The sequence below is a fragment of the Streptomyces sp. NPDC049915 genome, from assembly GCF_040656475.1.
GTDB lineage: Bacteria > Actinomycetota > Actinomycetes > Streptomycetales > Streptomycetaceae > Streptomyces.
In genome coordinates this window covers 122,998-147,078 of sequence record NZ_JBFAMH010000005.1, presented here as the reverse complement: position 1 = coordinate 147,078, position 24,081 = coordinate 122,998, and the positions used below count along the sequence as shown (strand labels likewise).

At 72.9% G+C, this 24,081-nt stretch carries 21 protein-coding genes and 3 pseudogenes; 13 read left to right on the top strand and 11 right to left on the bottom strand.

Annotation, left to right across the window (positions count from 1 at the left end):
* Positions 1-103: 103 nt before the first annotated feature.
* Entirely contained in the window at positions 104-760 is a 657-nt protein-coding gene (locus tag AB0J12_RS10515) for a TetR/AcrR family transcriptional regulator (RefSeq protein ID WP_363263867.1), read from the top strand.
* A gap of 30 nt (positions 761-790) precedes the next feature.
* Here the strand turns inward: AB0J12_RS10515 and AB0J12_RS10510 are convergent, their stop codons facing one another.
* From AB0J12_RS10510 to AB0J12_RS10500, 3 genes are all read right to left on the bottom strand, one after another.
* Entirely contained in the window at positions 791-1,441 is a 651-nt protein-coding gene (locus AB0J12_RS10510; RefSeq protein ID WP_363263866.1) for a zf-HC2 domain-containing protein, read from the bottom strand.
* Positions 1,442-1,937: 496 nt separating this feature from the next.
* Positions 1,938-2,441: a hypothetical protein gene (locus AB0J12_RS10505; protein WP_363263865.1), complete on the bottom strand. Its 504-nt coding sequence runs from the start codon at positions 2,439-2,441 to the stop codon at positions 1,938-1,940.
* Positions 2,442-2,574: 133 nt separating this feature from the next.
* Positions 2,575-3,129, bottom strand: coding sequence for a sigma-70 family RNA polymerase sigma factor (locus AB0J12_RS10500; RefSeq protein ID WP_363263864.1), 555 nt, complete (start codon positions 3,127-3,129; stop codon positions 2,575-2,577).
* A gap of 211 nt (positions 3,130-3,340) precedes the next feature.
* Here AB0J12_RS10500 and AB0J12_RS10495 point away from each other — a divergent pair, with 211 nt between their 5' ends.
* The gene (locus AB0J12_RS10495) at positions 3,341-4,498 is read left to right on the top strand and encodes a CapA family protein (protein WP_363263863.1); all 1,158 of its coding nucleotides are present in this window, start codon (positions 3,341-3,343) and stop codon (positions 4,496-4,498) included.
* A gap of 59 nt (positions 4,499-4,557) precedes the next feature.
* Here AB0J12_RS10495 and AB0J12_RS10490 read toward each other — a convergent pair.
* Positions 4,558-4,863 (bottom strand): annotated as a pseudogene (locus AB0J12_RS10490) (MarR family winged helix-turn-helix transcriptional regulator); the annotation flags it as partial.
* Positions 4,864-4,888: 25 nt separating this feature from the next.
* Between AB0J12_RS10490 and AB0J12_RS10485 the strand changes: the two are divergent.
* Complete coding sequence (locus AB0J12_RS10485) at positions 4,889-5,020, top strand: hypothetical protein (RefSeq protein WP_363263862.1); 132 nt, start codon at positions 4,889-4,891, stop codon at positions 5,018-5,020.
* Here AB0J12_RS10485 and AB0J12_RS10480 read toward each other — a convergent pair.
* Complete coding sequence (locus AB0J12_RS10480) at positions 4,995-6,434, bottom strand: amino acid permease (protein ID WP_363263861.1); 1,440 nt, start codon at positions 6,432-6,434, stop codon at positions 4,995-4,997. The genes AB0J12_RS10485 and AB0J12_RS10480 overlap by 26 nt on opposite strands.
* 291 nt (positions 6,435-6,725) lie before the next feature.
* On the opposite strand from AB0J12_RS10480, the gene AB0J12_RS10475 reads away from it, so the two are divergent.
* From AB0J12_RS10475 to AB0J12_RS10465, 3 genes and pseudogenes are all read left to right on the top strand, one after another.
* On the top strand, positions 6,726-7,286 hold the full coding sequence (locus AB0J12_RS10475; protein ID WP_363263860.1) for a heme-binding protein: 561 nt from the start codon (positions 6,726-6,728) through the stop codon (positions 7,284-7,286).
* 149 nt (positions 7,287-7,435) lie between these two features.
* A pseudogene (locus AB0J12_RS10470) lies at positions 7,436-8,056 on the top strand (ankyrin repeat domain-containing protein); the annotation flags it as partial.
* Between the two features lie 236 nt (positions 8,057-8,292).
* Positions 8,293-9,263, top strand: a pseudogene (locus AB0J12_RS10465) (YncE family protein); the annotation flags it as partial.
* 15 nt (positions 9,264-9,278) lie between these two features.
* Here AB0J12_RS10465 and AB0J12_RS10460 read toward each other — a convergent pair.
* Positions 9,279-9,755, bottom strand: a complete 477-nt coding sequence (locus AB0J12_RS10460; RefSeq protein WP_363263859.1) for a universal stress protein — start codon at positions 9,753-9,755, stop codon at positions 9,279-9,281.
* A gap of 89 nt (positions 9,756-9,844) precedes the next feature.
* Here AB0J12_RS10460 and lysX point away from each other — a divergent pair, with 89 nt between their 5' ends.
* Positions 9,845-13,126: a bifunctional lysylphosphatidylglycerol synthetase/lysine--tRNA ligase LysX gene (gene lysX, locus AB0J12_RS10455; protein ID WP_363263858.1), complete on the top strand. Its 3,282-nt coding sequence runs from the start codon at positions 9,845-9,847 to the stop codon at positions 13,124-13,126.
* Positions 13,127-13,162: 36 nt separating this feature from the next.
* On the opposite strand, the gene AB0J12_RS10450 is transcribed toward lysX, so the two are convergent.
* Positions 13,163-13,885 carry a hypothetical protein gene (locus AB0J12_RS10450; RefSeq protein ID WP_363263857.1) on the bottom strand — a complete coding sequence of 241 codons (723 nt, stop codon included), beginning with the start codon at positions 13,883-13,885 and terminating at the stop codon, positions 13,163-13,165.
* Between the two features lie 206 nt (positions 13,886-14,091).
* On the opposite strand from AB0J12_RS10450, the gene AB0J12_RS10445 reads away from it, so the two are divergent.
* On the top strand, positions 14,092-14,928 hold the full coding sequence (locus tag AB0J12_RS10445) for a polysaccharide deacetylase family protein (protein ID WP_363263856.1): 837 nt from the start codon (positions 14,092-14,094) through the stop codon (positions 14,926-14,928).
* Between the two features lie 37 nt (positions 14,929-14,965).
* On the opposite strand, the gene AB0J12_RS10440 is transcribed toward AB0J12_RS10445, so the two are convergent.
* Complete coding sequence (locus tag AB0J12_RS10440) at positions 14,966-15,637, bottom strand: class F sortase (RefSeq protein ID WP_363263855.1); 672 nt, start codon at positions 15,635-15,637, stop codon at positions 14,966-14,968.
* Positions 15,638-15,970: 333 nt separating this feature from the next.
* Here AB0J12_RS10440 and AB0J12_RS10435 point away from each other — a divergent pair, with 333 nt between their 5' ends.
* On the top strand, positions 15,971-16,468 hold the full coding sequence (locus AB0J12_RS10435; protein ID WP_363263854.1) for a hypothetical protein: 498 nt from the start codon (positions 15,971-15,973) through the stop codon (positions 16,466-16,468).
* 134 nt (positions 16,469-16,602) lie between these two features.
* On the opposite strand, the gene AB0J12_RS10430 is transcribed toward AB0J12_RS10435, so the two are convergent.
* From AB0J12_RS10430 to AB0J12_RS10420, 3 genes are all read right to left on the bottom strand, one after another.
* Positions 16,603-17,145 (bottom strand): hypothetical protein, encoded by a 543-nt coding sequence (locus AB0J12_RS10430; RefSeq protein ID WP_363263853.1) that lies wholly within the window; start codon positions 17,143-17,145, stop codon positions 16,603-16,605.
* A gap of 277 nt (positions 17,146-17,422) precedes the next feature.
* Complete coding sequence (locus tag AB0J12_RS10425; RefSeq protein WP_363263852.1) at positions 17,423-18,187, bottom strand: hypothetical protein; 765 nt, start codon at positions 18,185-18,187, stop codon at positions 17,423-17,425.
* Positions 18,188-18,205: 18 nt separating this feature from the next.
* Entirely contained in the window at positions 18,206-18,334 is a 129-nt protein-coding gene (locus AB0J12_RS10420; protein ID WP_363263851.1) for a hypothetical protein, read from the bottom strand.
* A 754-nt stretch (positions 18,335-19,088) separates the two neighbouring features.
* Here AB0J12_RS10420 and AB0J12_RS10415 point away from each other — a divergent pair.
* From AB0J12_RS10415 to AB0J12_RS10400, 4 genes are all read left to right on the top strand, one after another.
* Complete coding sequence (locus AB0J12_RS10415; RefSeq protein WP_363263850.1) at positions 19,089-20,036, top strand: SCO0930 family lipoprotein; 948 nt, start codon at positions 19,089-19,091, stop codon at positions 20,034-20,036.
* 290 nt (positions 20,037-20,326) lie between these two features.
* On the top strand, positions 20,327-21,139 hold the full coding sequence (locus tag AB0J12_RS10410) for an SAM-dependent methyltransferase (RefSeq protein WP_363263849.1): 813 nt from the start codon (positions 20,327-20,329) through the stop codon (positions 21,137-21,139).
* The gene (locus tag AB0J12_RS10405; protein ID WP_363263848.1) at positions 21,136-23,271 is read left to right on the top strand and encodes an EAL domain-containing protein; all 2,136 of its coding nucleotides are present in this window, start codon (positions 21,136-21,138) and stop codon (positions 23,269-23,271) included. Before AB0J12_RS10410 ends, AB0J12_RS10405 begins: the two co-directional genes overlap by 4 nt.
* 4 nt (positions 23,272-23,275) lie before the next feature.
* A complete protein-coding gene (locus AB0J12_RS10400) occupies positions 23,276-23,971 on the top strand; it encodes an N-acyl homoserine lactonase family protein (protein ID WP_363263847.1) in 696 nt (231 codons plus the stop codon).
* The last annotated feature ends 110 nt before the right edge of the window (positions 23,972-24,081 follow it).

The window sequence follows — 24,081 nt, the reverse complement described above, 5'->3', positions numbered from 1 at the left end:
GGGTGCGGGACCGGGGCGGCCGACAGCCCAGGATCCATCCATGTACTGTGGTATAAATTTCGAGGCCGGGGGATCTCACAGAGCCGTGAGAAGCGAGGAACACATGAGTGCTGAGCCAGCCCCCCTCGGGCGTCGTGAACGCAGCAAGCAGCGCATAAAGGACCGTATCTACACCTCCGCGCTGTCCCTGTTCGCCGAGCAGGGCTACGACCGCACCACGATCGACCAGATCGCCGAGCGCGCGGACGTCGCCCGCGGGACCTTCTTCAACTACTTCCAGCGCAAGGAAGACCTGGTCACAGCCTGGGCGGAAGCGCGCCGACGGCGTCTGGAGGAGTGCATGGAGGAGTCCATGCTCGCCCGGGACGACGGGGTCACCGTGCACCTGGAACGCTGCATGCTGGCGCTCGCCGAGTTCAACGAGACGGAGCGGGACGTCACCGCCGCCATGCTCCAGGCGTGGGTGAAGGCGGGGCGGCCGCTGCTCGAGGAGCCCTACGCCGGGCATGTGTTCGCCACCGTCGTCGAGGCGGGCAGGAGGCGCGGCGAGATCGCCGTCGACATCGACCCCCTGCGGGTCGGCAACATCCTGCGGGACTCCTACCTGGGCCTGCTCTACCGCTGGTCCCAGAGCCCGGAGCCGCGGGTGCCGCTCCACATCGAGCTGCGCGAGGTCCTGCGGATCGTGCTCACCGGGATCCTGTCCTACGCCCGGCCGACCGCGTACGTCCCGGAGCCGGGGGGAGAGGTGCGGGCTTAGCGTCCGGCCGGCAGATCGGACAAGCCGGGCCTAGTGCGGGCGCAGGCTGATCAGAGGGTGGCCGTCCGTCGTGCGGACCTCGTAGCGGGCGATCTGGTCGGGGTGGAAGGCGGCGCTGCCCTCCATCGTGGCCGTGCGCCCGCCGGCGCCGGGGGCGCTCCAGGTGCTGACCGTCTGCTCGGAGCCGTCGCGGCCGATCACGACCAGGCGGCAGGAGCGGGTGCCGGCCGTGTCCCTGACCTTCAGCTGCACCTGGCTGCCCCAGTCGGCGTCGTGCGTCGTGACCTGCGCCCACACCCCGGAGCGCGGGTCGGTGGCGGCGAGAGGAGCCTGCTGCTCGCCGCCGGTCGCCAGCACGGCCACCGCCGGTCCGGTGACCACGGCGACGACGGCGGCGGCGACGGCGTAGAGCAGGCGTCGGCGTGCGGTCCGCCGGCGCCTGCCGACCTCGGCGAGCAGCCGGTCCAGCAGCCGCGGGCCGGGTGCCGACGCCGGGTGCACGAAGCGTGGTGTGGCCCGCCGGTACAGCAGCAACTGACGCGTCACCGGCCCGAATTCGGTCACCTGCGCCGAGCAGCCGGCGCACTCCATGAGGTGGTCCTCGAAGCGGAAGGCTTCCGCCTCGTCCAGCACGCCGAGCGAGTAAGCGGCGACGTCGCGATGCCGTTCCAGGGACCTCATGCGAATCCTCGTGCCGTTGGGTGGGGGTGGTGTCACTCCTTGCACCCATCGGTACGGACCACGGCACCGATTGACTCAAGCCACGCACGGAAAGAGGCGTACAGGATTCGGAGCGGGCCGGTCCCCGGATTGGTCCGGGACGAAGAAAATTCCGGGCCCGTCACGACGCGCGGAAGCCCGGGGATCGACGGCGGGGCGGCCGGGCTCCGGCGCACCGCCGACACGGTCGTCCGGAGGAGGAAGGCGGGGGCGGCTCGTAGGGGCGTGGGCAGGCAGGCCTGCCTGCGGCGACTCGGCACCAAGGCCGGTGCGGGGTGGCCACCGGGTGCCGACCGAGCGGGCGCGGCGAACCGGCCGATCGCCGGACCCGGCGGGGCGGGCCGGTACCGCAAGGCCCGCGCGCCCTGAACCGTCAGGGAGACCGACCCGCCGGGGGTCGGCATGGCGGGCCCCCCGTGACGGGCATCGGGCCGGCCCGGACGCGCAGGCGGACGTGTCAGAAGAGGTGGATCGCCAGATGGCCCAGCGGCAGCCCCAGCTGCCAGGCCGGGGTCCATACCTTCGGGCCGTCGTCCTCGCCGAGGGCCCCGGGACCGCCGGGTACCGCGTTCAGGTCGGGTGCCAGCAGCTCGGTCTCCTCCAGCCAGCGCCACGCCGCCCGCGCCAGCGCAAGGTCCGGCCCCGCGGAGCCCTCCGTGCTCAGCGCCGCCATCCGCTCGCGCACCCAGTCCTGCCACGGCTGGTCGTACGCCGTCAGCGACAGCCAGGTCTCCAGCTGGGTCACGACCCGGATGCCGGACAGCTCGCCCTCGGTGTCGGACAGGAAGATGGTCAGGGCGAGCGCATCGCGCCCGGCGCGGAACTCGAACGACGTCGGCGGCATCAGATCGCCGGTGCGCAGCAGCTCGTCCGCGATGTACTCGGCGTACAACCAGGCCATGGGTACGACGAGTTCCCCGCCGTCGGCACCGTCCGTGCCCTGGTGACCTCTGTGCAGCATCCCTTCCTGCCTTCCTCCGGTGTCGCGCGTCGCCCGGTGCGGGCCCCCGTCCGGAACACGGATGAAGACAGCCGATTACTCAACCATGGTCGGCAGCAAGGCGCTTTGCGAAGCCTTGACCCGGTGGCCGGTTTCAGCGCAGGTCCGCCGCATATCCCGGAAGCTCCCGACGCAGGGCGCGCAGCGCGTAGAACGCGCGCGACTTCACGGTACCGGGCGGGATGCCCAGCTCCGTCGCTGCTTCCGCCACACTGGCCCCGCGGAGGTACACGAGGACCAGTACGTCACGGTGGCGCGGCGTGAGTGTCTTCACAGCCTCCCGCAGATCGAGCGTCGCGGCGGCCCTCTCCGCGTGATCCGCGCACATCGGCACATGCCCCTGTTCCAGCACCTCGTCGCACACCTCCGCCGGCCGCGCCTGCCGGGCCCGGCGCGCGTCGATGGCCAGCCGCCGTGCCACGGTCATCAGCCAGGGCCGTACCGAGTCGAAGGAGTCGGCGTGCAGCGCCTCGGGGTGCTGCCAGGCCCGCAGCAGGGTCTCCTGCACGAGATCCTCGGCCCGCTGCCGGTCGCCGTCGCACAGCCGCAGCAGCAGCGCGAACAGCGGCCGGCCGTGCTCGCGCTGCAACGCGGCGAGTTCGTGCTCGGCGGTCGTCGTCCGGGTGGTGAGGGTGTTTCCGGCCGTCATGGCGGTATGGCACCGCAGGGCGCCGGTCGCGGACAGGGCGCGTACACGCCTGTGCGGCGGGCGGTCGATCGCGTCGGTGAACGGTACGGCGAACGGTCGGTCCTCTCCCGTCGGCGGACACCGGACGGGTCAAAGGGGCGCCCGAACCGTTTGCGGCGCCCGCCCCCCTCATACCTATTCGTAGGGAAATGTGACCAGGCTGGGGTGACTGATGATCGTACGCGCACACACACGCAGACGACTGCTGGCACTGGCCCTGACGGCCGTACTCGCCGCCGGGGCCGCCTGTCAGGCCGACCGCCGCGCGCAGGCGGGGCGCCCGGCCCCGCCGGCCGGTGCGCGCGGCTTCACGCTGGTCGCCTCCGGGGAGGTCCTGCCGCACACCTCCGTCATCGAACGGGCGCGCTTCGACTCCGGCGGCACCGGCTACGACTTCCGGCCCATGCTCGCCGGCGCCAGGCCCCTGATCGCGCCGGCCGCCCTGGCGCTGTGCCACATGGCGACGCCCTACGGAGCGAACGGCGACTACACGGGCCGTCCCGTCTTCAAGTCCCCGCCCGAGATCGCCGACGGCCTCGCCGCCACCGGCTACGACAGCTGCTCCACCGCCTCCGACCACAGCCTCGACGACGGCGCCGACGGCGTCCGGCGCACCCTCGAGGCCCTCGACCGGACGGGCGTCAAGCACGCGGGCTCGGCGCGCACCGTGGCGGAGGCGAACTCCGTGACCCTGCTGCGCGCCGGTCCGGCGAAGGTGGCCCACCTCGCCTACACCTACGGCACCGGCGACTTCGCGATGCCGCCCGGGCAGCCGTGGGCCGTCGGCCTCATCGACCAGGGCAAGATCATCGCGGACGCCCGGGCCGCCCGCAAGGCCGGTGCCGACGTGGTGGTGGTCTCCCTGCACTGGGGCACCCCGTGGCAGGACGCCCCCGACGGCCGGCAGCTCGACCTGGCCCGCCGGCTGACCGCCTCCCGCGACGGCGGCCGCCCCGACATCGACCTGATCCTCGGCACCCACGCCCATGTCCCGCAGGCCTACGAGAAGGTCAACGGCACCTGGGTGGTGTACGGCATGGGCGACGAGGTCGCCGGCGAGATGTACGACGACAACGGCGTCGAGGACCAGCGCGGCAACCAGTCCACCCTCGGCCGCTTCACCTTCGTGCCGCCGAAGCGGCCGGGCGGCCGCTGGGAGGTGGCGAGGGCCGAGTTCGTGCCGCTGCTGTTCGACGTGGACGCGGGGCGGGTGGTGGACCTCAACCGCGCCCTCGCCGACGGCGCCGAGCTGCGCGCGGTCCGCGACCGCATCCGCCAGGTGGTCCTCAGCCGGGGCGCCGCGAAGGACGGGCTGGTGATGGGGCACTAGGCGTCCGGCGCACTCCGAGGGCTTACGGCCGCCCCGCGGCAGTCAGTTGACGTCCCCAGTCAGTTGACGTCCCCGTCGTCGAACACCGTCAGCATCTCGCCGAGCACCCGCAGGCAGGCCGTGACGTCGGCCTCGGTGAGATCACCGCCGACCTGGCGCAGCAGGGCGCGCTCCCGGGTCAGGACGGCGGTGATCGCGGCTGATCCGTCGGCGGTCAGCCGGATCAGCGAGGACCGCTGGTGTGCGGGGTTCGGGATGGACTCGACCAGGCCGCGCGCGGCGGCGTCGTTCACCATCCGCTGCACGAACTGGCGGCTGAGCGACTGGGCCTGGCCCATCTGCGGCACGGCCATCGGGCCGTTGCGGTGCGGCAGGTCCGACCACCTGGGCATGGCAAACCGGCTGGTCGCAACGGTGCGCGACGGGCGGGCCGCCACGGGCGACGGCACCGCCCACTACCCGAACAGGGAACGGCCCGAGGCCTACCTCGCGCTGCTCACCGGCTTTCTGCGCTCCCTGTAGCGTCCTGGCGCGCCAGCGCCGAGCGCTTGTAGGAGTAGCCGAAGTAGACCACGCAGCCGATCAGGAACCACACGGCGAACCGCACCCAGGTCTCCCACATCAGGAACGTGATCAGCCAGATCGAGAAGACGACACCCAGCGCCGGCACGACCGGCATCCACGGCGTACGGAAGGTGCGCTGCAGTTCCGGACGCCGGTAGCGCAGCACGATCACCGCCGTGCACACCACCACGAACGCCAGCAGGATGCCGATGTTGGTCAGTTCGGCCGCCGAGCCGATCGGGACGAACCCGGCGATGGCGGCCGACGCCACCCCGACGATCCACGTCACGCGGGTCGGCACATGGCGCGTCGGGTGCGTCTTCGCGAACCAGGCGGGCAGCAGGCCGTCACGGGACATGGAGAACCACACGCGGGTCACGCCCAGCATGAACGTGAACATCACCGTGAGGATGCCGATGATCGCGCCCACCGCGATCACGTCCGCGAGGCGGTCCAGGCCCACCGACTTGAAGGCGGTGGAGAAGCCGCTCTTGGGGTCGATGTCCTTGTAGTTCTGCATGCCGGTCAGCACCAGACAGGCCGCCACGTACAGCACCATCGAGATCACCAGCGAGTAGATGATCGCCTTCGGCATGTGCTGCTGGGCGTCCTTGGACTCCTCGGCCGCCGTCGACATGGCGTCGTAGCCGAACACCGCGAAGAACACCGTCGCCGCACCCGTGAACGCGCCGCTGACGCCGAACGGGAAGAACGGGTGGTAGTTCGACGAGGTGATGTGGAAGACGCCCACGCCGATGACCAGCAGCACCACCAGCACCTTCAGCACCACCACGACGGTCTCGAAGCGGGCCGCGCTGCGGATGCCCAGGTTCAGCAGCCAGGCGATCAGCAGGCACAGCACGGCCGCGAAGAGGTCGACCTTGTGGCCGGAGCCGGTGCCGGGGGCGCCCAGCATCCAGTGCGGCAGGTTCGCCCCCATCTCCTCCACGAGGAAGCTGAAGTAGCCCGAGATGCCGATGGCCACCACCGCCACGATCGCGGTGTACTCCAGCAGCAGGTCCCAGCCGATGAACCAGCCCGCGAACTCCCCGAGCACCGCGTAGCCGTACGTGTACGCCGAGCCCGCCTTCGGGATCAGCCCGGCGAACTCGGCGTACGACAGCGCCGCGCACGCGCTCGCCACACCGGCGATGAGGAAGGAGATCAGCACCGCCGGACCGGCCGTGCCGTTGGCCACCGTGCCGGCCAGCGTGAAGATGCCGGCGCCGATGATGCCGCCCACGCCGATCGCGGTCAGCTGCACGAGGCCCAGCGACCGATCCAGCCGCGTGCCCTCCTCGACTTCCGTCTCGTCGATCTGCTCGATCGGTTTGCGACGGAGAATGCCCTCACCCATCTTGAGCCCGGCCATGCGCCTCACCTCTTCACGATCGGCAAACGGCTGACGGCGGATCATGATGGCCCAGCCCACCCGTCCTGGGAAGACGCCACGCACGAGGACGGACCACCCCGGCCCGCGGCGGGGGTCGTCCGATCGGACGACCCCGTAGTCACCCGATGCGTGCGCCAGGACGAGCCGGGACGCCGACCGTGACGGGCCCGCTCCCGGCGGAGGCTGGAGGCACAGCGCACGGAGCGCTGAGCGGGACCCGGCACCACGCCGCGGTCCGCGCTGACGCGACACGACAGGGAGTCGTCCGGCATGCAGCACAAGGCCAAGAAGTTCTCCACCCGCGCCAAGGCCGTCACCTCGGCCGCCCTCCTCGCCGCCGTCGGCGCCGGTGTGGTCGGCGCGGTCTCCGCCTCCGCCGACACCCCGGCCGCCGCGCCCGCCGCCCTCAAGGGCAGGACCACCACGACCAGCACCCACCTGACGATCGACGCGGCCACCGACGCCGCCCGGGCCGCCCTGGACGCCGCCGAGCAGGACGGCCAGCGGGTCACCGTCGCCGTCGTCGACCGCAACGGCAACACCGTGGTCACCCTGCGCGGCGACGGCGCCGGTCCGCAGTCCTACGACTCCGCCGTCAGGAAGGCGTTCACCGCCGTCTCCTGGAACGCGCCCACCTCTCAGCTCGCCCAGCGCCTGGAGAAGGCCCCCCACCTGAAGGACATCCCCGGCACGCTGTTCCTCGCGGGCGGCGCGCCGGTCGCGTACAACAGCGCGCCGATCGCGGGCATCGGCGTCGCGGGCGCTCCCCCCGGCGACCTGGAAGAGAAGTTCGCGCAGGCCGGCGTCGACGCGATCAGCAACGGCCGCTGACCGATCGGACCACCCGCGTGAGCGCCACCCCGACCCGGCGCGGCGCTCGCGAACCGGCGGTGCGCGCCCTTCCCTCGGCCACGCACCGCCGGCGCATCCGCCTGAGCGCCGTCCTGACCCCCGTCACCGCTCTGTGGAGGAGTCACGTCATGCTCCGCCTCGTGGTTCATGAGGAACCGTCCACAGCCGACCTCGCCCTGCTGGACGCCGCCGAGCGCGGCGACGCCGACGCCGTCCGGGCCGCCCTCGCCCGCGGCGCACGCCTGGAGACCCGCGACGAGGCCGGCTGCACCCCGCTGCTGCGCGCCGCGCTCGCCGACCGCGTCGAGACGGCCCGCGTCCTGGTCGCCGCCGGCGCCGACGTCGACGCGCAGGACGACCAGCAGGACAGCCCGTGGCTGGTCACCGGCGTCACCGGCAGCGTGGCCATGATGCGCGCGCTGCTGCCCGGCGGCCCGGACCCGACGCGCACCAACCGCTTCGGCGGCGTGTCCGTCATCCCGGCGAGCGAACGCGGCCACGTCGACTACGTCCGCGCCGTGCTCGCCGAGACCGACATCGACGTCGACCACGTCAACCGGCTGGGCTGGACGGCCCTGCTGGAGGCCGTCATCCTCGGCGACGGCGGCCGCGTCCACCAGGAGGTCGTCGAGACCCTGCTCGCCGCGGGCGCCGACCCGGCGCTGCCCGACGGCGGCGGCGTGACGGCCCTCGCCCATGCCGAACGCCGCGGCTTCACGGGCATCGCGGCGATGCTGCGGCAGGCGGCAGGCGGCAGGCGGCAGGCGGCAGGCGGCAGGCGGCAGGCGGCAGGCGGCAGGCGGCAGGCGGCAGGCGGCAGGCGGCAGGCGGGCGGTGGTGAACCACCGCGCCACCGCCGCCGGCTCGCTCGCCACCGCCGTGGCCGTCCTCACCGGCTGCACGACCAGCCCTCTCCCCCCCAGCCGCAACTCCCTCTGTCCCGGCGACCTTCGCGCCCGCACCCGCTGGCCCGATCCCGGGTGAGACCCTGCTCCTCACCGACTTCGGCGCCGACACCGTCACCTTCGTCGCCCCCGCCCGCCGCCGCACCCTCGGCTCGGTCACGGTCGGCACCGCCCCCTACGGCGTCGCGGTCGACGCCCGCGGCACCGCCCGGGTGGCGACCGCGGAGGGCGTGGCCGCCGTGGACACCGTCACCCGCACACGCACCGCGCTGATCCCGTACGCCACCGGCACCGGCCCGGTGACCACGGGCGAGTACCGGGGCGGCATGGGCATCGCCCTGTCCCCGGACGGCACGTGCGTGTACGTCGGCGTCAACGTGCCCGGCGGCGACGGGTCCTGGAGGTGATCGACACCCGCGAGGCGAAGATCGTCGCGAGCGTCCCCGTCGGCCGCCGCCCCTTCGACGTCGACGTCTCCCGCGACGGCCGCCAGGTCTACGTCACCGGCCACGACTCCTTCGACGTCACCGTCGTGGACACCCGCACGCGCGCCACGCGCCGTATCGAGGTCGCCCCCCACGGCACCGCGGGCGCCCTCGGCTCCTGGCTCAAACCGCACTACACCGCCGTACGCCCCTCCGACGGCTTTCTGCTGCTGCCCTTCGAGGGCGAGCGGCTCGCGGTCTTCGACCCCGCCACCGGCCGGGTCCGCGTCGAGCGCATGACCGCCGACACCCACCAGCACGGCGTCACCGTCGCCGCGGACGGCACCCTCTACGCCGTCGGCACCGGCCCCATCGACCCGGCGCGGGACGCCGGCCCGTCACTGACCGTCCGCACGCCGAGCGGCACCGAACGCGTCATCGCGCTGGACGGCCCGCACGAGACCGTCGCCCTCTCCGCCGACGGCCGCACCGCCCACGTCACCGGCGGGTTCACCCGCGACGGCCACTGGAACGGCGTCAGCGTCGTCAACACGGCCACCGGCACGGTGACCCGGCTGCCCGCGGGCCGCCGCCCGCTGGGCATCGCCGTACTGCCGGCGGCCTGATCCGAACGGCGGGACCTACGGCACCACCGTCACCGGCCACCGTCCCGCCTTCACCAGCCGGACGGCCACCGAGCCGATGATCCGGTGGCCGGCCTGCTCGGAGGCGCCCACCACCACCGCGTCCGCCTTCAGTTCGTCCGCCGCCTTCACCAGGCCGTTGTAGGGGTCGCCGCGGAAGGTGTGGAACTCCCAGCGCACGTCGAATATCCCCTTGACCCGCTCGGCCGCCTCCCGGATCTGCGCGACCAGGTCCTCGGCGATCTCGTCGGTGGTCTCCGCGACCGGCGCGCCGAGCGCCGCGCCCGCCGCCAGCACCGGCTGCACGTAGACCACGGCCAGCAGCGCGTGCTGCCGCCTGGCCAGGCCACCGGCGTAGGCCGCGGCGCGCAGCGAGGAGTCGGAGCCGTCCACCCCGGCCACGATGACCTTCGGCCCGTCAGTACCTCGTTCGAACTGGTGGGAGTCGAACTGGTGAGAGTGCTGTTCCGTCACGCGCCGAGGCTATCGGAGGCCGCCGCTGCGCCGACCGGCCGGGACGGCTCGACGGGCGGACATGCCGCGGCCTTCCTACAGTCGGATGCATGAGTGCCACCGCGCAGGCCGCCCGGGGCCGCGACGCCCCGGGGTCCCTACGACCCGCCGGGAGCCGCTTCCTCAGCCGGGTGCCCGAAGGCTTCGCGACCTTCTTCGGCGCCCTCGGCCTGCTGTGCGCCCTGCTGGCGCTCATCGCACCGCTGCGCCGCCTGCTGCGCCCGGTCGTGCGCTTCCTGGACCTCCTGCTGGTCCCCCTCAGCGCCAACCTCGCCTACGCGGTCTTCCTGTTCCTGCTCGCCGCCGCCACCGCCGCCCGCAAGAAGGTCGCCTGGTGGCTGGTGGTCGTCTACCTCGGCCTGGTCGTCCTCACCGACGCCCTCGGAGTCGCCGTCGGCCTCTACGCCCAGTCCGTGCCGTCCCTCGTGGTGTGCGCCCTCGCGCTGGTGCTGCTCGTCGTCGCCCGCCGCGAGTTCTGGGCCGCCTCCCGGCGCGGGGCGCTGCGCCGCGCCGTCGCCGTCCTGCTGGGCGGGCTCGCCGTGGCGATCCTCGCCGGCTGGGGCCTGGTCGAGCTGTTCCCCGGCACCCTGCCGCACGGCCAGCGGCTGTCCTGGGCCGCCAACCGGGTCCTCGGCGGCCTCGTCTCGGCCGGCTCCTTCGGGGGCCGCCCTCCTCCCGCCCTGCACTTCCTGCTCGGCCTCTTCGGCGCGCTCGCCCTGCTGAACGCCGCCGCCACCCTCTTCCGCTCCCAGCGCCTCGAAGCCGCCCTCCACGACGACGAGGAGGAACGCATCCGGGCCCTGCTCGGCCGCTACGGCGAGCAGGACTCCCTCGGCTACTTCGCCACCCGGCGCGACAAGGCCGTCGTCTTCTCGCCCAGCGGCAAGGCCGCCGTCACCTACCGCGTCGAGGCCGGGGTGTGCCTGGCCAGCGGCGACCCCGTCGGCGACCGCGAGGCCTGGCCGCACGCCATCGCCGCCTGGCTGGACGTGGCCCGCCGGCACGCGTGGGCGCCCGCGGTGATGGGCGCCTCCGAGGACGGCGCGACCGCCCACGCCCGGGCCGGGCTCGGCGCGCTGCAGCTGGGCGACGAGGCCATCGTGCACGTGTCCTCCTTCGACCTGAACGGCCGCGACATGCGGGTCACCCGGCAGGCCGTGCACCGGGTCCGTCGCACCGGCGCCACGTGCCGTATCCGCCGCCACGAAGCGCTCACCGACGCCGAGATGGAGGAGATCGTCGGCAAGGCGGACGCCTGGCGCGACACCGAGACCGAGCGTGGCTTCTCCATGGCCCTGGACCGCCTCGGCGACAGCGCCGACGGTGACTGCCTGCTGGTGGAGGCGTTCGGTGCGGACGGCCGGCTGCTCGCCCTGCTCTCCTTCGTGCCGTGGGGCCGCGACGGCGTGTCGCTGGACCTGATGCGCCGCGACCGCGCCGCCGCCCCCAACGGCATCATGGAGTTCATGGTCGCCGAGCTGTGCGCGGCCGCGCCGAAGCTGGGCGTGCGGCGCATCTCCCTCAACTTCGCCGTCTTCCGCTCGGTCTTCGAGGAGGGCGCCCGCATCGGCGCCGGACCGGTCCTGCGGCTGTGGCGGCGCCTGCTGCTGTTCTTCTCCCGCTGGTGGCAGCTGGAGGCCCTGTACCGCTCCAACGCCAAGTACCACCCCGAGTGGTACCCGCGCTTCCTGTGCTACGGCGACGCCGCCGCCCTCGCCCGCATCGGCCTGGCCTCCGGCATCGCCGAGGGCTTCGTCGCCGTACCGTCGCTGCGCAAGCTGTGGGGCAAGGCGCATCCGAGGGGGGTGCGGCGGCCCGTGACCACCGAGGGTCTGCCGCCGCTCGCGGCGCTCGGTCTCGACGGAGGGGGCGAGACCGGGTCCGGCGGTGCGGACGCGGGCCTGCCCGAGCAGGTCCGCATCCGCCACCGCACCCTGGACCGGCTGCGCGCCGACGGCACCGACCCCTACCCGGTCGGCGTCCCGGCCCGCACCCACACCCTCGCCGAGGTCCGCGAGGGGCAGGACGTGACCGTCGCCGGGCGGATCATGCTGGTGCGCGACTTCGGCGGGATCGTCTTCGTCGTGCTGCGCGACTGGTCCGGCGACCACCAACTGGCGCTGACCCGCGAGGGGGCGGGGGCCGCCCTGGCCCGCTTCCGCACCGGCACCGACATCGGCGACCACATCGTCGCCACCGGCCGGGCCGGCGTCAGCGACAAGGGCGAACCGACCGTCTTCGTCACCTCCTGGCAGCTCACCGGCAAGTGCCTGCGCCCGCTGCCCGACAAACGCCGGGGCCTGGCCGACCCCGAGGCCAAGGTGCGCATGCGCTACCTCGACCTGGTCACCAGCCCCGCCGCCCGCGACGTCGTCCGGGCCCGCTCCACCGCCGTCCAGGCCCTGCGCCAGGGCCTGCTGGAGCGCGGCTTCCTCGAGGTCGAGACACCGATGCTGCAGCAGATCCACGGCGGCGCCAACGCCCGCCCCTTCACCACCCACATCAACGCCTACGACCTCGACCTGTACCTGCGCATCGCCCCTGAGCTGTATCTGAAACGGCTGTGCGTGGGCGGCATGGAGAAGGTCTTCGAACTCGGACGCACCTTCCGCAACGAGGGCGTCTCCTACAAGCACAACCCCGAGTTCACGATGCTGGAGGCCTACCAGGCGTACGCCGACTACGACGTGATGCTCGACCTGGTGCGCGAACTGATCCAGGGCGCGGCCACGGCGGCGTTGGGCTCGCCCGTGGCCCGCAAGGACGGCCGGGAGTACGACATCTCGGGGCGCTGGCCGGTGAAGACGGTGTACGGCGCGATCTCCCAGGCCCTCGGTGAGGAGATCGACGCGGACACCGAACTGGCCCGGCTGCACCTGCTGTGCGACCGGGCCGGAGTGCCCTACACCCAGGACGACGGGCGCGGTGACGTCGTCCTGGAGATGTACGAGCGGCTGGTGGAGGAGCGCACCGAGCTGCCCACGTTCTACAAGGACTTCCCGACCGAGGTCTCCCCGCTCACCCGCCGGCACCGCACCGACCCGCGCCTGGCCGAACGCTGGGACCTGGTCGCCTTCGGCACCGAACTGGGCACCGCCTACTCGGAGCTGACCGACCCGGTCGAACAGCGCCGCCGCCTCACCGAGCAGTCCCTGCTGGCCGTGGGCGGCGACCCGGAGGCGATGGAACTCGACGAGGACTTCCTGGACGCCCTGGAGTACGCGATGCCCCCGACGGGCGGTCTCGGCATCGGAGTGGACCGCCTGGTGATGTTCCTGACCGGCCTGACCATCCGGGACACCCTGCCGTTCCCCTTGGTCCGCCGCCGCTGACGGCCCGCCACCACACGGGGGTCCTTCGGCGGCGGATCAGCCGTCCGGGCGCAGCAGGCGCAGGTCCTCACCCCAGGAGTCCAGCACCTGATCGTGCCCGGCGGCCCGGGCGGCCGCCTCGATCCGGCCGAACAGGGCCCGCTGGGTGTCCCGGTCTCCGTCGGCCAGGATGCGGCGCACCAACGGCAGCAACCGATCCGTACCCCACTCGGGCGCGCCGAGCGGATACCGCTCCAGCTCCCAGCACAGGTACTTGTTGTAGGGCCGCACGCGGCCGTGCAGTGCGAACAGCACCTCCAGGGCGTACGGCACGCTCTCGGCGGCGTCCAGGTGGGCGAGCCCGGCCCGCCCGTCACGGTGGCTCTTCAGCGAGCGGTAGGCCTGGTTGACGTACGCGTCGAGCTGGGCGTCGACCGCCGCGCGGGCCTCGGCCTGCTCCAGGGTGCGCTTGCGGTCCACGATCCGAGCGATCTCGCCGTCGAGCCGGTCCAGCACCACCTCGGCGTGGACGTAGGCGTAGCGGCTCCAGCCGTCCGCACCGCCGGGCAGCCCCCGGTCGCGCAGCGCGGTCAGCGTGAGCACCACCAGGTCCAGATGGGCCGAACGGAACCGGTCGGCGTCGGCGAGCGGTGAGGCGTGCCCGTCGCGCAGGACCACGTGGAGGTCGTGGTCGGAGCGAGCGGTGGGCATGCCGTCGTGCACCCGGGAGCCGCTGAGCACCAGTCCGGCCACGTCCGGGTCGGCGCCCGCTCGTGCCACGAAGGCGGCGAACGTGGCCTCGGGCGTGTCCAGGAGGGCGGGGGAGTCGGGCGCGCCGCGACGGTAATGGGCACTGCCGGCCGCCGCACCCGATTTTCCGTGCGCTCGGTTCGCGCGTCCGGGTGCTTGCGCTGAGTGGGTGTTTCCCTGACGCCGGTGCGGTGGTGGTGGGGTGCGTCGTGCGGTCGGTGGGCGACTGATTGGTCATGAAGAAGGATCAGTTCCTCACCCGGCGCCGGGCGCTGCTCGCCGGTGCCGCCGCTCTGGGCGCGGCCGGGACCGCCGGGCTGTTCGCACTGGAGGGCGCCGACGAGCCGGCCCGCCCCGCCGCGCCCGCCGCCGGCGCCCCCGCCCAGCTGCCGGAGAAGCCGTCCGCCTACCGTCTGCAGCCCCTGACCGGATACGGGCCGCCGCACACGGCACCGCCACGCACACCGGTGCGGCGCGAACCGCTGCTGAAGATCTCCGCGCGGGGCCGCACCATGTTCCTGACCTTCGACGACGGTCCCGATCCCCGCTACACCCCGGGCATGCTGGACACCCTGCGCGAGCACGACGTGCGGGCCACGTTCTTCGTGTGCGGGGAACAGGCCGACTGGAACCGGGACCTGCTGGCCCGCATGGCCGACGAGGGCCACGTCGTCGGCAACCACACCTGGTCCCACCCGCTGCTCACCCAGCTCGGCCGAGGGGAGATCCGCAGCGAGATGGAACGCACCAGCGACGTCATCGAGGCCGCCTACGGCGAGCGCCCCCGCTGGTTCCGCGCCCCCTACGGCGCCTGGAACCGCGCCGCCTTCCAGCTCGGCGCCGAGCTGGGCATGGAGCCGCTGGCCTGGACCGTCGACACCGAGGACTGGACCCTCCCCGGCACCGGAGCCATCGTCCGGGCGGTGGAGGAGGGTGCCGGTCCCGGCGTCGTGGTGCTCTCGCACGACGCCGGCGGGGACCGCTCCGAGAGCGTCGGCGCGCTGCGCCGCTACCTGCCGCACCTGCTGGACTCCGGCTACCACCTCACCGTGCCGAGCCGCCCGTACGCCTGAGAGCTCGCGGGCCTTCGCCCGCCTGCCGGGATCCCGCTCAGCGGACCTCGGTCAGGCGGGCGAAGACGACGACGTTCCCGTCGTAACCGTTCTTCTTGGAAAAGCCGCCCCCGCAGGTGATGACCCGCAATTCCGGCGCGCCTTTGGACGCGTAGACGCGGTCGCCGGGGAAGTCGGCCTTGGAGAACACCTCGATGCCGTAGATCTCGAACACCGCCGTCTTTCCGTCCTGGCGGTGCACCTCGACGCGATTTCCCTTTTTCAGTGCGCCCAGCCCATAGAAGACCGCAGGGCCCTGTTTGTTGTCGACGTGGCCGACGACGACCGCGGTGCCCTTTTCCCCGGGCGAGACTCCGCCGGTGAACCAGCCCGCCAGATTCGGGTCCTCCGGGGGCGGCGCGTCCACCCAGCCGTCCGCGTCCAGGCCGACCGGCATGACGGGCGCGTCGACCTGGATCGCGGGAATGCGCACCCGGTCGGCCACGGAGAACGCCAGCGGCTCGGGCGCCCGGGAGAGCACGCCCTGGGCGCTGCGGCTGTCCGCGGCCGCCGCCGACGCCGGCTGCGGCGGACCCACGTCGAACTCCCCGGAGCCATTGCGAATGAGCGCGAGACCGGTGAGCAGAACCAGCGCTATCACCCCCCAGGGGGCGCGCTTTCTCCGCCGCTCCTCCTCCTCGGCCAGTTCGGACAGCTCGGACGCAGACATTCGCCATCCCCTTTCGACACGGCCGTCGCCGCGCCATGGTGCGCATGAAAGAACGCTAAGTCCGGTCGGCCCGAGCGGCGAGGAGGCGACAGCGAACGGGTGGCGGGAGTTCCCCGTGTGCGCCATCCGTGGCACGGCCGAACGGATCGTTTCTGACGGTCCGTGACCTGCGGCGATATCCGGCTGCGGCCTCTTTTGACGGTGTGTCGTCTCACCGGGACGGACCATCCCCGAAATGCGGGAGCGCGCACGGCATCTGAGGGTTTTTCCGGGAGACGCTTTCTCGCCGATCGACCGGGGACGGGTCCCGGGGCGTCTTCCGCGGAGGATCACATGCGCAACTCTCGTGCCCTGGTGGCCACGGCCGCCGCGGTCGCCGCCCTCGGCCTCGCCGCCCCCTCGGCCGCCGCGCGGGACGGCATGAACTTCAGACTGAGCAACATCGTCGCGCTGCCCAGCGTCATCGCCCGCGGCGGGCAGCTCACCATCACCGTCGACGGCTGCCCGTCCGGCGGTACCGCCACCTCGGACGCCTTCCGGCCCACGCCGCTCACCCCGATCCACGGCGCCAACCAGACCGCCAAGGGCACCGCGACGATCAACAACGACGCGCGCCCCGGCGCGCACAGCATCACGGTCAACTGCAACGGCCAAACCCTGACCAACCCGGCGGCCTTCACCGTCATCGGTGGTGTCCGCGGCGGTCTGGGCGGCAGCAGCTCCAGCGGCGCCTCCCCCACCGACATGGCGATCGGCGGCGGGCTCGTGGCCGCGGCCGTCATCGGCGGCGGCGTGTTCTGGATGCGCCGCCGCTCCGAGAAACACATCTGATCCCCGCATCGCGCCTTTCCCTTTCCACCGCGCACACGTCGCACCGCGCACACGACCAGGGCGTCGCCCCGGACCCCGAGCGGGGGTCCGGGGCGACGCCCTGCGGCACACCCGGCCGGCGGCGCACACGCGGATCAGCTGCCGCTCTCGCCGCTCCGCCGCCGCGCGACGAGATACGCCGCGCCGACCGACCCGGCGACGAGTGCCGCGCCCAGCCCGATCTCCCGTGCGTCGAACCCGCCGACGCTGCCTCCCGCACCGGCGTGCACCCCGCGGGGCACCGTCGGCTGCAGCGGCTGAGGCGTCGGACGCACCGGCCGGCCGCCGGCGATGCCCAGTCCCGTCGAGCCGCTCACCCCGTCACAGGTGAACGTCACCTGGTAGACGGCGCCCGGGCGCGCGTCCCGGTCGACGGTCGCCGTCGCCGACGACAGGCGCGGCGCGATGGTGACCGTGTCGAACACATCCGAGGAGACCGTGACCGCTCCCCGGCAGCCCCCGCGGCCGCGGTCGACCTGGAGGATGACCTGCCCGCCGGCCGAGACCGTGGACGGGACGACGCCGAAACCGAACGGGGTGATGTTGCTGCCGTCGCCTTGCGCGACGGCGCCCGGCGCCGTCAGGGCGAGGGCGCCCAGGCTCAGCAGAGCGGCCGAAGCGACGCGTATCGCGCGCATGTGTTTCCTCCGGTCTCCGAGGAGCGGCTGCGGACCTGTGTTCCGCTTGTGCAGAAGTGCCCCTCGATGACCGAAACGCTAGGAAGGGGACCGCGCCCCCGCGATCGCAGTAGCGCGAACGGGTCAAGCCTGTGCTCCATACGGGCGACGTCGCATACGCGTCCGGGGGACACATCGGCGTGGCGACGAGCGGACCGGGCGTCCACCGCACCGCCGACCGGGCGGGCCGCCGCCAACCCTCGCTGACTCGGCCCCGGCGTCCGACAAGGGGCGTGACTCACCCCTTGGCGTGCGGGAAGAGGCTGAGCAACGGCTCCATCGACGCGGCCGTGTCCCGGCTGTACGGCGCGTCGAAGTCCCAGATCAGGAACAGCAGGAAGGCGATCAGGGCCGAGAAGAGGCCCGCGAGGACCAGTTCGCGCGGAGTGCGGCGGATCTGGAGGGCGAAGACCATGCCGATGGTGACCACCGCCCCGGTGAGCAGCCCGAACCACACCACCCCCGGCATGGTCGGCGAGGTGGCGTTCGCACGGGCGGTGCGGGCTTCGTCGGCCGCGGTGACCTGGTCGAGCAGCGGCTGGTAGGCCTGCGCCTCGAAGTCGTTGCGCGGCTGGTAGTCGGTGACGTCCCGGCGCAGCCGGTCGAGCAGCAGGGTGCCGCGGTCGGTGACCTCGCCGTGGTCCTCCATCGCCTTCCACTCCTTGGTGGCGACGTGTCCGACATAGGCGTTGACATCCGCTCGGATCCGGTCACGGGTCGGAGCGGGATAGACCCGGACGCGCTGGTCGATCTCGTGCAGCGCCTGCGCCTCCGCCTGCACATGGTCCTGCGCGGTGCTGCGCGCCTCCCACACGCCCGCGATCGCCAGGCCCAGGACGATGGCGTAGACCACGCCGATCCACATGGTCATGTACTCGATGACGTCCGGAGTCTCACTGGGGTCCTCGTCCTCGGACGCCGTGCGGTGACGGACGAGCGTGATGACGACCACCACGACACAGGCGGCCAGCATCGCGAGGGTGAGAACAAGCCATTCCGGCAACGGGGGTACCTCCGGGGCTCAGCGCGGGCGGAGCGCGGCGACGGCCACGATCGCGGGCGTGGTGATGAGCAGGACATAGACGACGGGCGAGACGTGGTGGCTGCGCTGCCGCCGGGGCGGCGCCGCGTGATACCGCGGGTAGCTCACCGGGCTCGCGGAGGGCCGCGGTGTCGGAGTGGGCGTGGGGGCCGGCGGGGGAGGCGGGGCCGGGCGGACCGGCGCGGGCCGGGGCGCGGGCGCCGGTGGTGCGGGGGCCGGGGGTGCCGGGGCCGCAGGCGTGGGCCGCGGTTTCGGCGGCGGGGGTGTCGGTGCCGGCTTCGGCGGCGGTGGTTTCGGCGAAGGCGAAGACGAAGGTGGCGGCGGAGGAGGAGGCGGTGGCGGCGGAGGAGGCGGTGGTGGCGGAGGCGGTGGTGGCGGAGTCGGACTGGGCGCCGGGCTCGGTGAACACCCGGGCGGGATCGGCCAGTCGAGGCTGCCGGCCACCGCCACCGCCGTCACCCCGTCCGGTCCGGTCGAGGCGTAGGCGCAGGCGTCGGCCGTCGCCGTCCCGGCCGGTGCGCCCACCAGGAACCAGCTCAGGGCCACCGCGGCCAGCACCCGTGTGCCCACGGCGGTTCGGGTCGGTTCGGGTCCGTACACGACGCAGATCATGAGGTGCGCGGGACCCCGTCATGCCTGGTCGGCGGCGGAATGCTCCGAACGGGCGACGGTGCTCGGCGTGGCGCCGTGCACGGCTGACGCTCGTATGTCCGGCGCTCCGCACGCCTGTCCGACGGAATCACCCCCTCCGCAAAGATTTCCGCACCGGCGTTGAACACACCCACCGTCCCGCTGCGTACCCCATGCCGTGCAGCGACGCAGCAGGGCGCTGCAACACATTTGTGAACGTGGGGAGTTGACGATGAAGACCTCGTGGCGGAGCGCCTCGCTCGCGGTGGGCGCCGTGGCCGTACTGGCGCTGACGACGGCGTGCGGGCAGGGCGACGGTGGTGCCAAGGCGGCCGCCCAGAACGTCGGTGCCACGGCCCCGGTCGGTGGCTACGGCACCGCCGGCGGCGGTTACGGCGTCGGCAACGGGTCCTCCGGCCAGAGCTCCGCACCGCAGGCCCGGCCGGCCCCCGCGGGCAAGCTGTCCGTCACCGACAACGCCGAACTGGGCAAGGTGCTCACCGACGGCTCCGGGCTCACCCTGTACCGCTTCGACGCGGACACCGCCGAGCCGTCCAAGTCGACCTGCGACGGCGACTGCGCCAAGGTGTGGCCGCCGGTGCCCGCGGACGACGTCATCGCCGGTACCGGCATCGAACCGTCCGAGCTCGGCGAGGTCACCCGTGCCGACGGCACCAAGCAGCTCACCATCGGCGGCTGGCCGGCGTACCGCTACGCCAAGGACGTCAAGGCGGGCGAGGTCAAGGGCCAGGGCCTCAAGGGCAAGTGGTTCGCGCTCGCTCCCGACGGCAAGAAGGCGAAAGCATCCGATCTGCCCGGACTGTCCGTCCGCAAGGACCCCAACCTCGGTGACATCGTCGTCGACCGCAACGGCATGACCGTCTACCGCTTCCTGAAGGACCAGGCCTGGCCCAAGCCGGTCTCCGCCTGCACCGGCGCCTGTCTGCAGAAGTGGCCGGCCGTCGAACCCGTCGCCGCCGGCGACACCAAGGACGTGAAGAAGAAGGGCCTGATGAGCTTCACCCGGCCCGACGGCGTCAAGCAGCAGACGGTCAACTGCTGGCCCGTCTACACCTTCTCCGGTGACAAGACCCCCGGGGACATCAACGGTCAGGGCGTCGGCGGCACCTGGTACGCCGTCGCACCCGACGGAAAGCCGGTCGGCGCGCCGAAGAAGTGACGGATCGCACCTCCCCAGGGTGTCCGCCCCCCCCCCGCCCGGGCGGCGCGCACGGCCGACGGACCGCCCCCTCCGCACCGCACGGAGGGGGCGGTCCGCTGTGCGTGCCGCCCTGTACTCTGCGCAGCATCCCGGACACGTGCGGTAGTAACGTGGCGCGGCGCCGCACACGCACGTGCCGCAGGCAGTGACCGGGAACGGACGGTCAATTTCCGGTTCTGCTCGCTACTTGACCCGACGATCAGTAGCCTCTGCTCGAACACCGGATCGCCTACGCCTTGGAGAGATGGATGGAGCGTCCCGCTTGGGCCCCCCGAAGCATCGACATCTCGGTGCCGAGCGTCTCGCGCATCTACGACTACTACCTGGGCGGTTCGCACAACTTCGAGGTGGACCGGGAAGCCGCCCGCAGGGCCATGGAATTCCTGCCGGGGCTGCCCAAGGTCATGCAGGCGAACCGGGCGTTCATGCGCCGGGCCGTGCGCTTCGCGGCCGACGAGGGCATCACCCAGTTCCTCGACATCGGCTCCGGCATCCCCACCTTCGGCAACGTCCACGAGATCGCCCAGAGCGCCCGCCCCGGCGCGCGCGTCGTCTACGTCGACCACGACCCGGTGGCGGTCGCGCACAGCCAAGCGGTGCTGGAGGGCAACGAGAACGCCGACGTCGTCGCGGCGGATCTGCTGAAGCCCCACGAGATCCTGGCCAGTGAGCAGGTGGAGCGGCTGATCGATCTGAAGCGGCCGGTGGCGCTGCTCCTCGTTGCCATACTGCACTTCGTGGAGGACGAGGACGACCCGTACGCCGCGGTGGCCGAACTGCGCGACGCGCTCGCGCCCGGCAGTCTGCTGGCGCTCACGCATGCCTCGTACGAGGGAATCCCGGTGCCTCCCGAGCGGGCAGGGGGTGCGGTGGACGTGTACCAGGACATTCGCCACCCGTTGGTCATGCGCTCGCCCGACGAGATCGCGCGGTTCTTCGAGGGGTACGAGATGGTGGAGCCGGGGCTGGTGCCGATGCCGCTGTGGCGGCCCGAGACGGCGCCGGAGGACGAGGACCCGTTCGCCTTCTCCGGCTTCGCGGGCGTGGGGCGTACGGCGTGAGCGCGGAACCGGACGGGCCGGAGGACAGACTGCGCCGGTTCGCCACGATCTGGACCCGGGCGGTGTTCCCGCTGACCTCCACGTCGGCGACCCGGCCGGAGTTCGAGGCGGACCTGCTTCCCCTGGCCCGGCGGCTCAGCGGGGCACTGCACGCGCCGGCCACGGTCACCGAGGAGGGCCGGGTGATCGGCGCCGCCCTGGTCGCCGCGCACTGCACCGACCCGGAGGCGCTCAGCCGCACCCTGGACTGCGTGGACGCCTACCTCGTGCTCTACTGCGGCGGCGACGGCGACCCGGAGGAGCTGCGCACCCGCTGCTCCCGGCTCCAGCACGCCATGGCCGCCGGCTACGCGCAGGCGCTGCGCGAACGCACCCTGGGCGAGCAGGAGGCCATCGCGCAGGCGGCGTTGCAGGCGCAGGGCGTGGTGGCGCAGGCGCTGCACGCCAGCGAGGCCCGCTTCCGGGCGGTGTTCGAGGGCGCCGCCATAGGAATCGGCATCGCCGACCTCGACGGCACCATACTGCAGGTCAACGGCGCGCTGGTGCGCATGTTCGGCGGTATCGAGCAGGCGGTGCGCGGCCGCAACGTCAAGGAGTGGACGCACGCCGAGGACGCCCCGCAGGTGTGGCGCCTGTACGACGAGCTGGTGCGCGGCGAACGCGAGCACTACCACGTGGAGAAGGCGTTCTACCGCCCCGACGGAACGGTCCTGTGGACCAATCTGACGGTCTCCCTGCTGCGCGACGCCGACGGCGAGCCGCAGTACCAGCTGGCGTTGATGGAGGACACCACCGAGCGCCGCCTGCTCAACCTGCGGCTGCGCTACGAGGCCACGCACGACGCGCTGACCGGTCTGCCCAACCGCACGCTGTTCTTCGAGCGGCTGGAGAAGGTCCTCGCCCAGCGCGGGGGACAGCGCTTCGGCCTGTGCTACCTCGACCTCGACGGCTTCAAGACCATCAACGACAGCCTCGGACACGCGGCCGGCGACCGGCTGCTCGTCGAGGTCGCCGACCGGCTGCAGTCCTGCGCCACCGCGCCCGGCGAGATGGTGGCCCGGCTCGGCGGCGACGAGTTCGTCGCGCTGACCACCGGCCCCGACAGCCGCCGCGAGGCCGACGAACTCGCCGCGCGCATCATGAACGCCCTCCTCGCGCCCGTACGCATCGACGGCCGCGAGCTGACCGTGCGCGGCAGCATCGGCATCGTCGAGGGCGCCGCCGGTGAGCGCAGCGCGGCGGAGGTGCTGCGCAGCGCCGACATCACCATGTACCGGGCGAAATCGGCCGGCGGCAACCGCTTCGAACTCGCCGACCCGGAGGCCGACGCCCGCGCCATCACCCGGCACGGCCTGACCACGGCGCTGCCGGCCGCCCTGGAACGCGGCGAGTTCTTCATCGAGTACCAGCCGCTGGTGCACCTCGGCGACGGCAGCGTGCGCGGCGCGGAGGCGCTGGTGCGCTGGCTGCACCCGCAGCACGGAGTGCTCGGCCCCGACCGGTTCATCCCGCTCGCCGAGCACACGGGGCTCATCGTGCCGCTGGGCCGGTGGGTGCTGGACCAGGCGGTGCGCCAGGCGCGCCAGTGGCGTGAACGCAACGCCGGGGCGGGCCCGCTGCGCATCAACGTCAACCTCTCGCCGTGCCAGCTCACCCATCCCGGGCTGGTGCAGGACACCGTGGACATCCTGGAGCGCACGGGCGTGGAACCGGACGCGCTGTGCCTGGAGGTGACCGAGTCGGCCCTGATCGGCGCCGACGACGACCTGCTCAAACCGCTGCGCCGGCTGGCCGAGATGGGCATCGACATCGCCCTGGACGACTTCGGCACGGGCTACTCGAACCTGGCGAACCTGCGCCGGCTGCCGGTGTCCGTCCTGAAACTGGACCGCTCCTTCACGCAGGGCATGCAGCAGTTCCCGGCCGACCCCGTCGACCTGAAGATCGTCGAGGGGATCGTCTCGCTCGCCCACAGCCTCGACCTCGCGGTCACCGTCGAGGGCGTGGAGACCGGCGCCCAGGCCGAGCAGCTGCGGATACTGGGCTGCGACACCGCCCAGGGCTGGTACTACGCCCGCCCCGGCCCACCGGAACGGCTGCACGAACTGGCCCTGGCGGACGCGAGGGGCTGAACCGATGCGGATACGGCGGCTGGACCTCGGGTACTTCGTGCGCCCCGCCTCGGAGGCGGGTGGGGCGCATCCGCGCGTCGAGCCCGTCCTGGCCTACCTCGTGAGTCACGAGCGGGGCCCGATCCTGTTCGACACCGGGATCGGGGCGGCGAGCCCGGAGACGGAGGCCCACTACCGGCCCCGCCGCCGAGGGCTGCGCGAGGCCCTCGCGGCGGCCGGGGTGGCCCCCGAGGACATCACCCTCGTCGTCAACTGCCACCTCCACTTCGACCACTGCGGCGGCAACCCGCTCTTCCCGGGCACGCCCGTCGTGGTCCAGGACGTGGAACTGGCCACGGCCCGCGCCGGCGGCCACACCTTCGACGCGCTGATCGACTTTCCCGGCGTGACGTACGAGGAGCTGAAAGGCGAGGCGGAGATCCGCCCGGGCGTGTGGATCGTCCCGACGCCCCGGCACACCGAGGGCCACCAGTCGCTGGTGGTGCGCCTGAGCGACGGCACGGTCGTGCTCGCCGGGCAGGCCCACGACTTCGCCTCCGACTACGCCTCGGACCACCTGGCCCGCGAGGCGGCCCGCGACGGCGTCGAACCGCCCCTGCCCCCGTACCGCCCCTGGCTGGACCGCCTGGCCGCCTTCGACCCCCGCCGCGTCCTCTTCGCGCACGACGCCTCAGTGTGGGAGCCGCCCCAGGGCCCCTGACGCTCCGGGCCACCCGGCACGGCACCAGCCGGCCCGGCCCGCCGCGCCCCGCAGGCGCGCAAAGGGGCGCGGGGAACTGCGCGAACAACCACAACGAACACGCAGACGCC

Excerpts from the sequence above, each read along its gene's own strand:
- AB0J12_RS10515 (WP_363263867.1), top strand. The coding sequence starts at position 104 with ATGAGTGCTGAGCCAGCCCCCCTCGGGCGTCGTGAACGCAGCAAGCAG.
- AB0J12_RS10510 (WP_363263866.1), bottom strand. The coding sequence starts at position 1,441 with ATGAGGTCCCTGGAACGGCATCGCGACGTCGCCGCTTACTCGCTCGGC.
- AB0J12_RS10505 (WP_363263865.1), bottom strand. The coding sequence starts at position 2,441 with ATGCTGCACAGAGGTCACCAGGGCACGGACGGTGCCGACGGCGGGGAA.
- AB0J12_RS10500 (WP_363263864.1), bottom strand. The coding sequence starts at position 3,129 with ATGACGGCCGGAAACACCCTCACCACCCGGACGACGACCGCCGAGCAC.
- AB0J12_RS10495 (WP_363263863.1), top strand. The coding sequence starts at position 3,341 with ATGATCGTACGCGCACACACACGCAGACGACTGCTGGCACTGGCCCTG.
- AB0J12_RS10485 (WP_363263862.1), top strand. The coding sequence starts at position 4,889 with ATGGCAAACCGGCTGGTCGCAACGGTGCGCGACGGGCGGGCCGCCACG.
- AB0J12_RS10480 (WP_363263861.1), bottom strand. The coding sequence starts at position 6,434 with ATGGCCGGGCTCAAGATGGGTGAGGGCATTCTCCGTCGCAAACCGATC.
- AB0J12_RS10475 (WP_363263860.1), top strand. The coding sequence starts at position 6,726 with ATGCAGCACAAGGCCAAGAAGTTCTCCACCCGCGCCAAGGCCGTCACC.
- lysX (WP_363263858.1), top strand. The coding sequence starts at position 9,845 with ATGAGTGCCACCGCGCAGGCCGCCCGGGGCCGCGACGCCCCGGGGTCC.
- AB0J12_RS10445 (WP_363263856.1), top strand. The coding sequence starts at position 14,092 with ATGAAGAAGGATCAGTTCCTCACCCGGCGCCGGGCGCTGCTCGCCGGT.
- AB0J12_RS10440 (WP_363263855.1), bottom strand. The coding sequence starts at position 15,637 with ATGTCTGCGTCCGAGCTGTCCGAACTGGCCGAGGAGGAGGAGCGGCGG.
- AB0J12_RS10435 (WP_363263854.1), top strand. The coding sequence starts at position 15,971 with ATGCGCAACTCTCGTGCCCTGGTGGCCACGGCCGCCGCGGTCGCCGCC.
- AB0J12_RS10430 (WP_363263853.1), bottom strand. The coding sequence starts at position 17,145 with ATGCGCGCGATACGCGTCGCTTCGGCCGCTCTGCTGAGCCTGGGCGCC.
- AB0J12_RS10415 (WP_363263850.1), top strand. The coding sequence starts at position 19,089 with ATGAAGACCTCGTGGCGGAGCGCCTCGCTCGCGGTGGGCGCCGTGGCC.
- AB0J12_RS10410 (WP_363263849.1), top strand. The coding sequence starts at position 20,327 with ATGGAGCGTCCCGCTTGGGCCCCCCGAAGCATCGACATCTCGGTGCCG.
- AB0J12_RS10400 (WP_363263847.1), top strand. The coding sequence starts at position 23,276 with ATGCGGATACGGCGGCTGGACCTCGGGTACTTCGTGCGCCCCGCCTCG.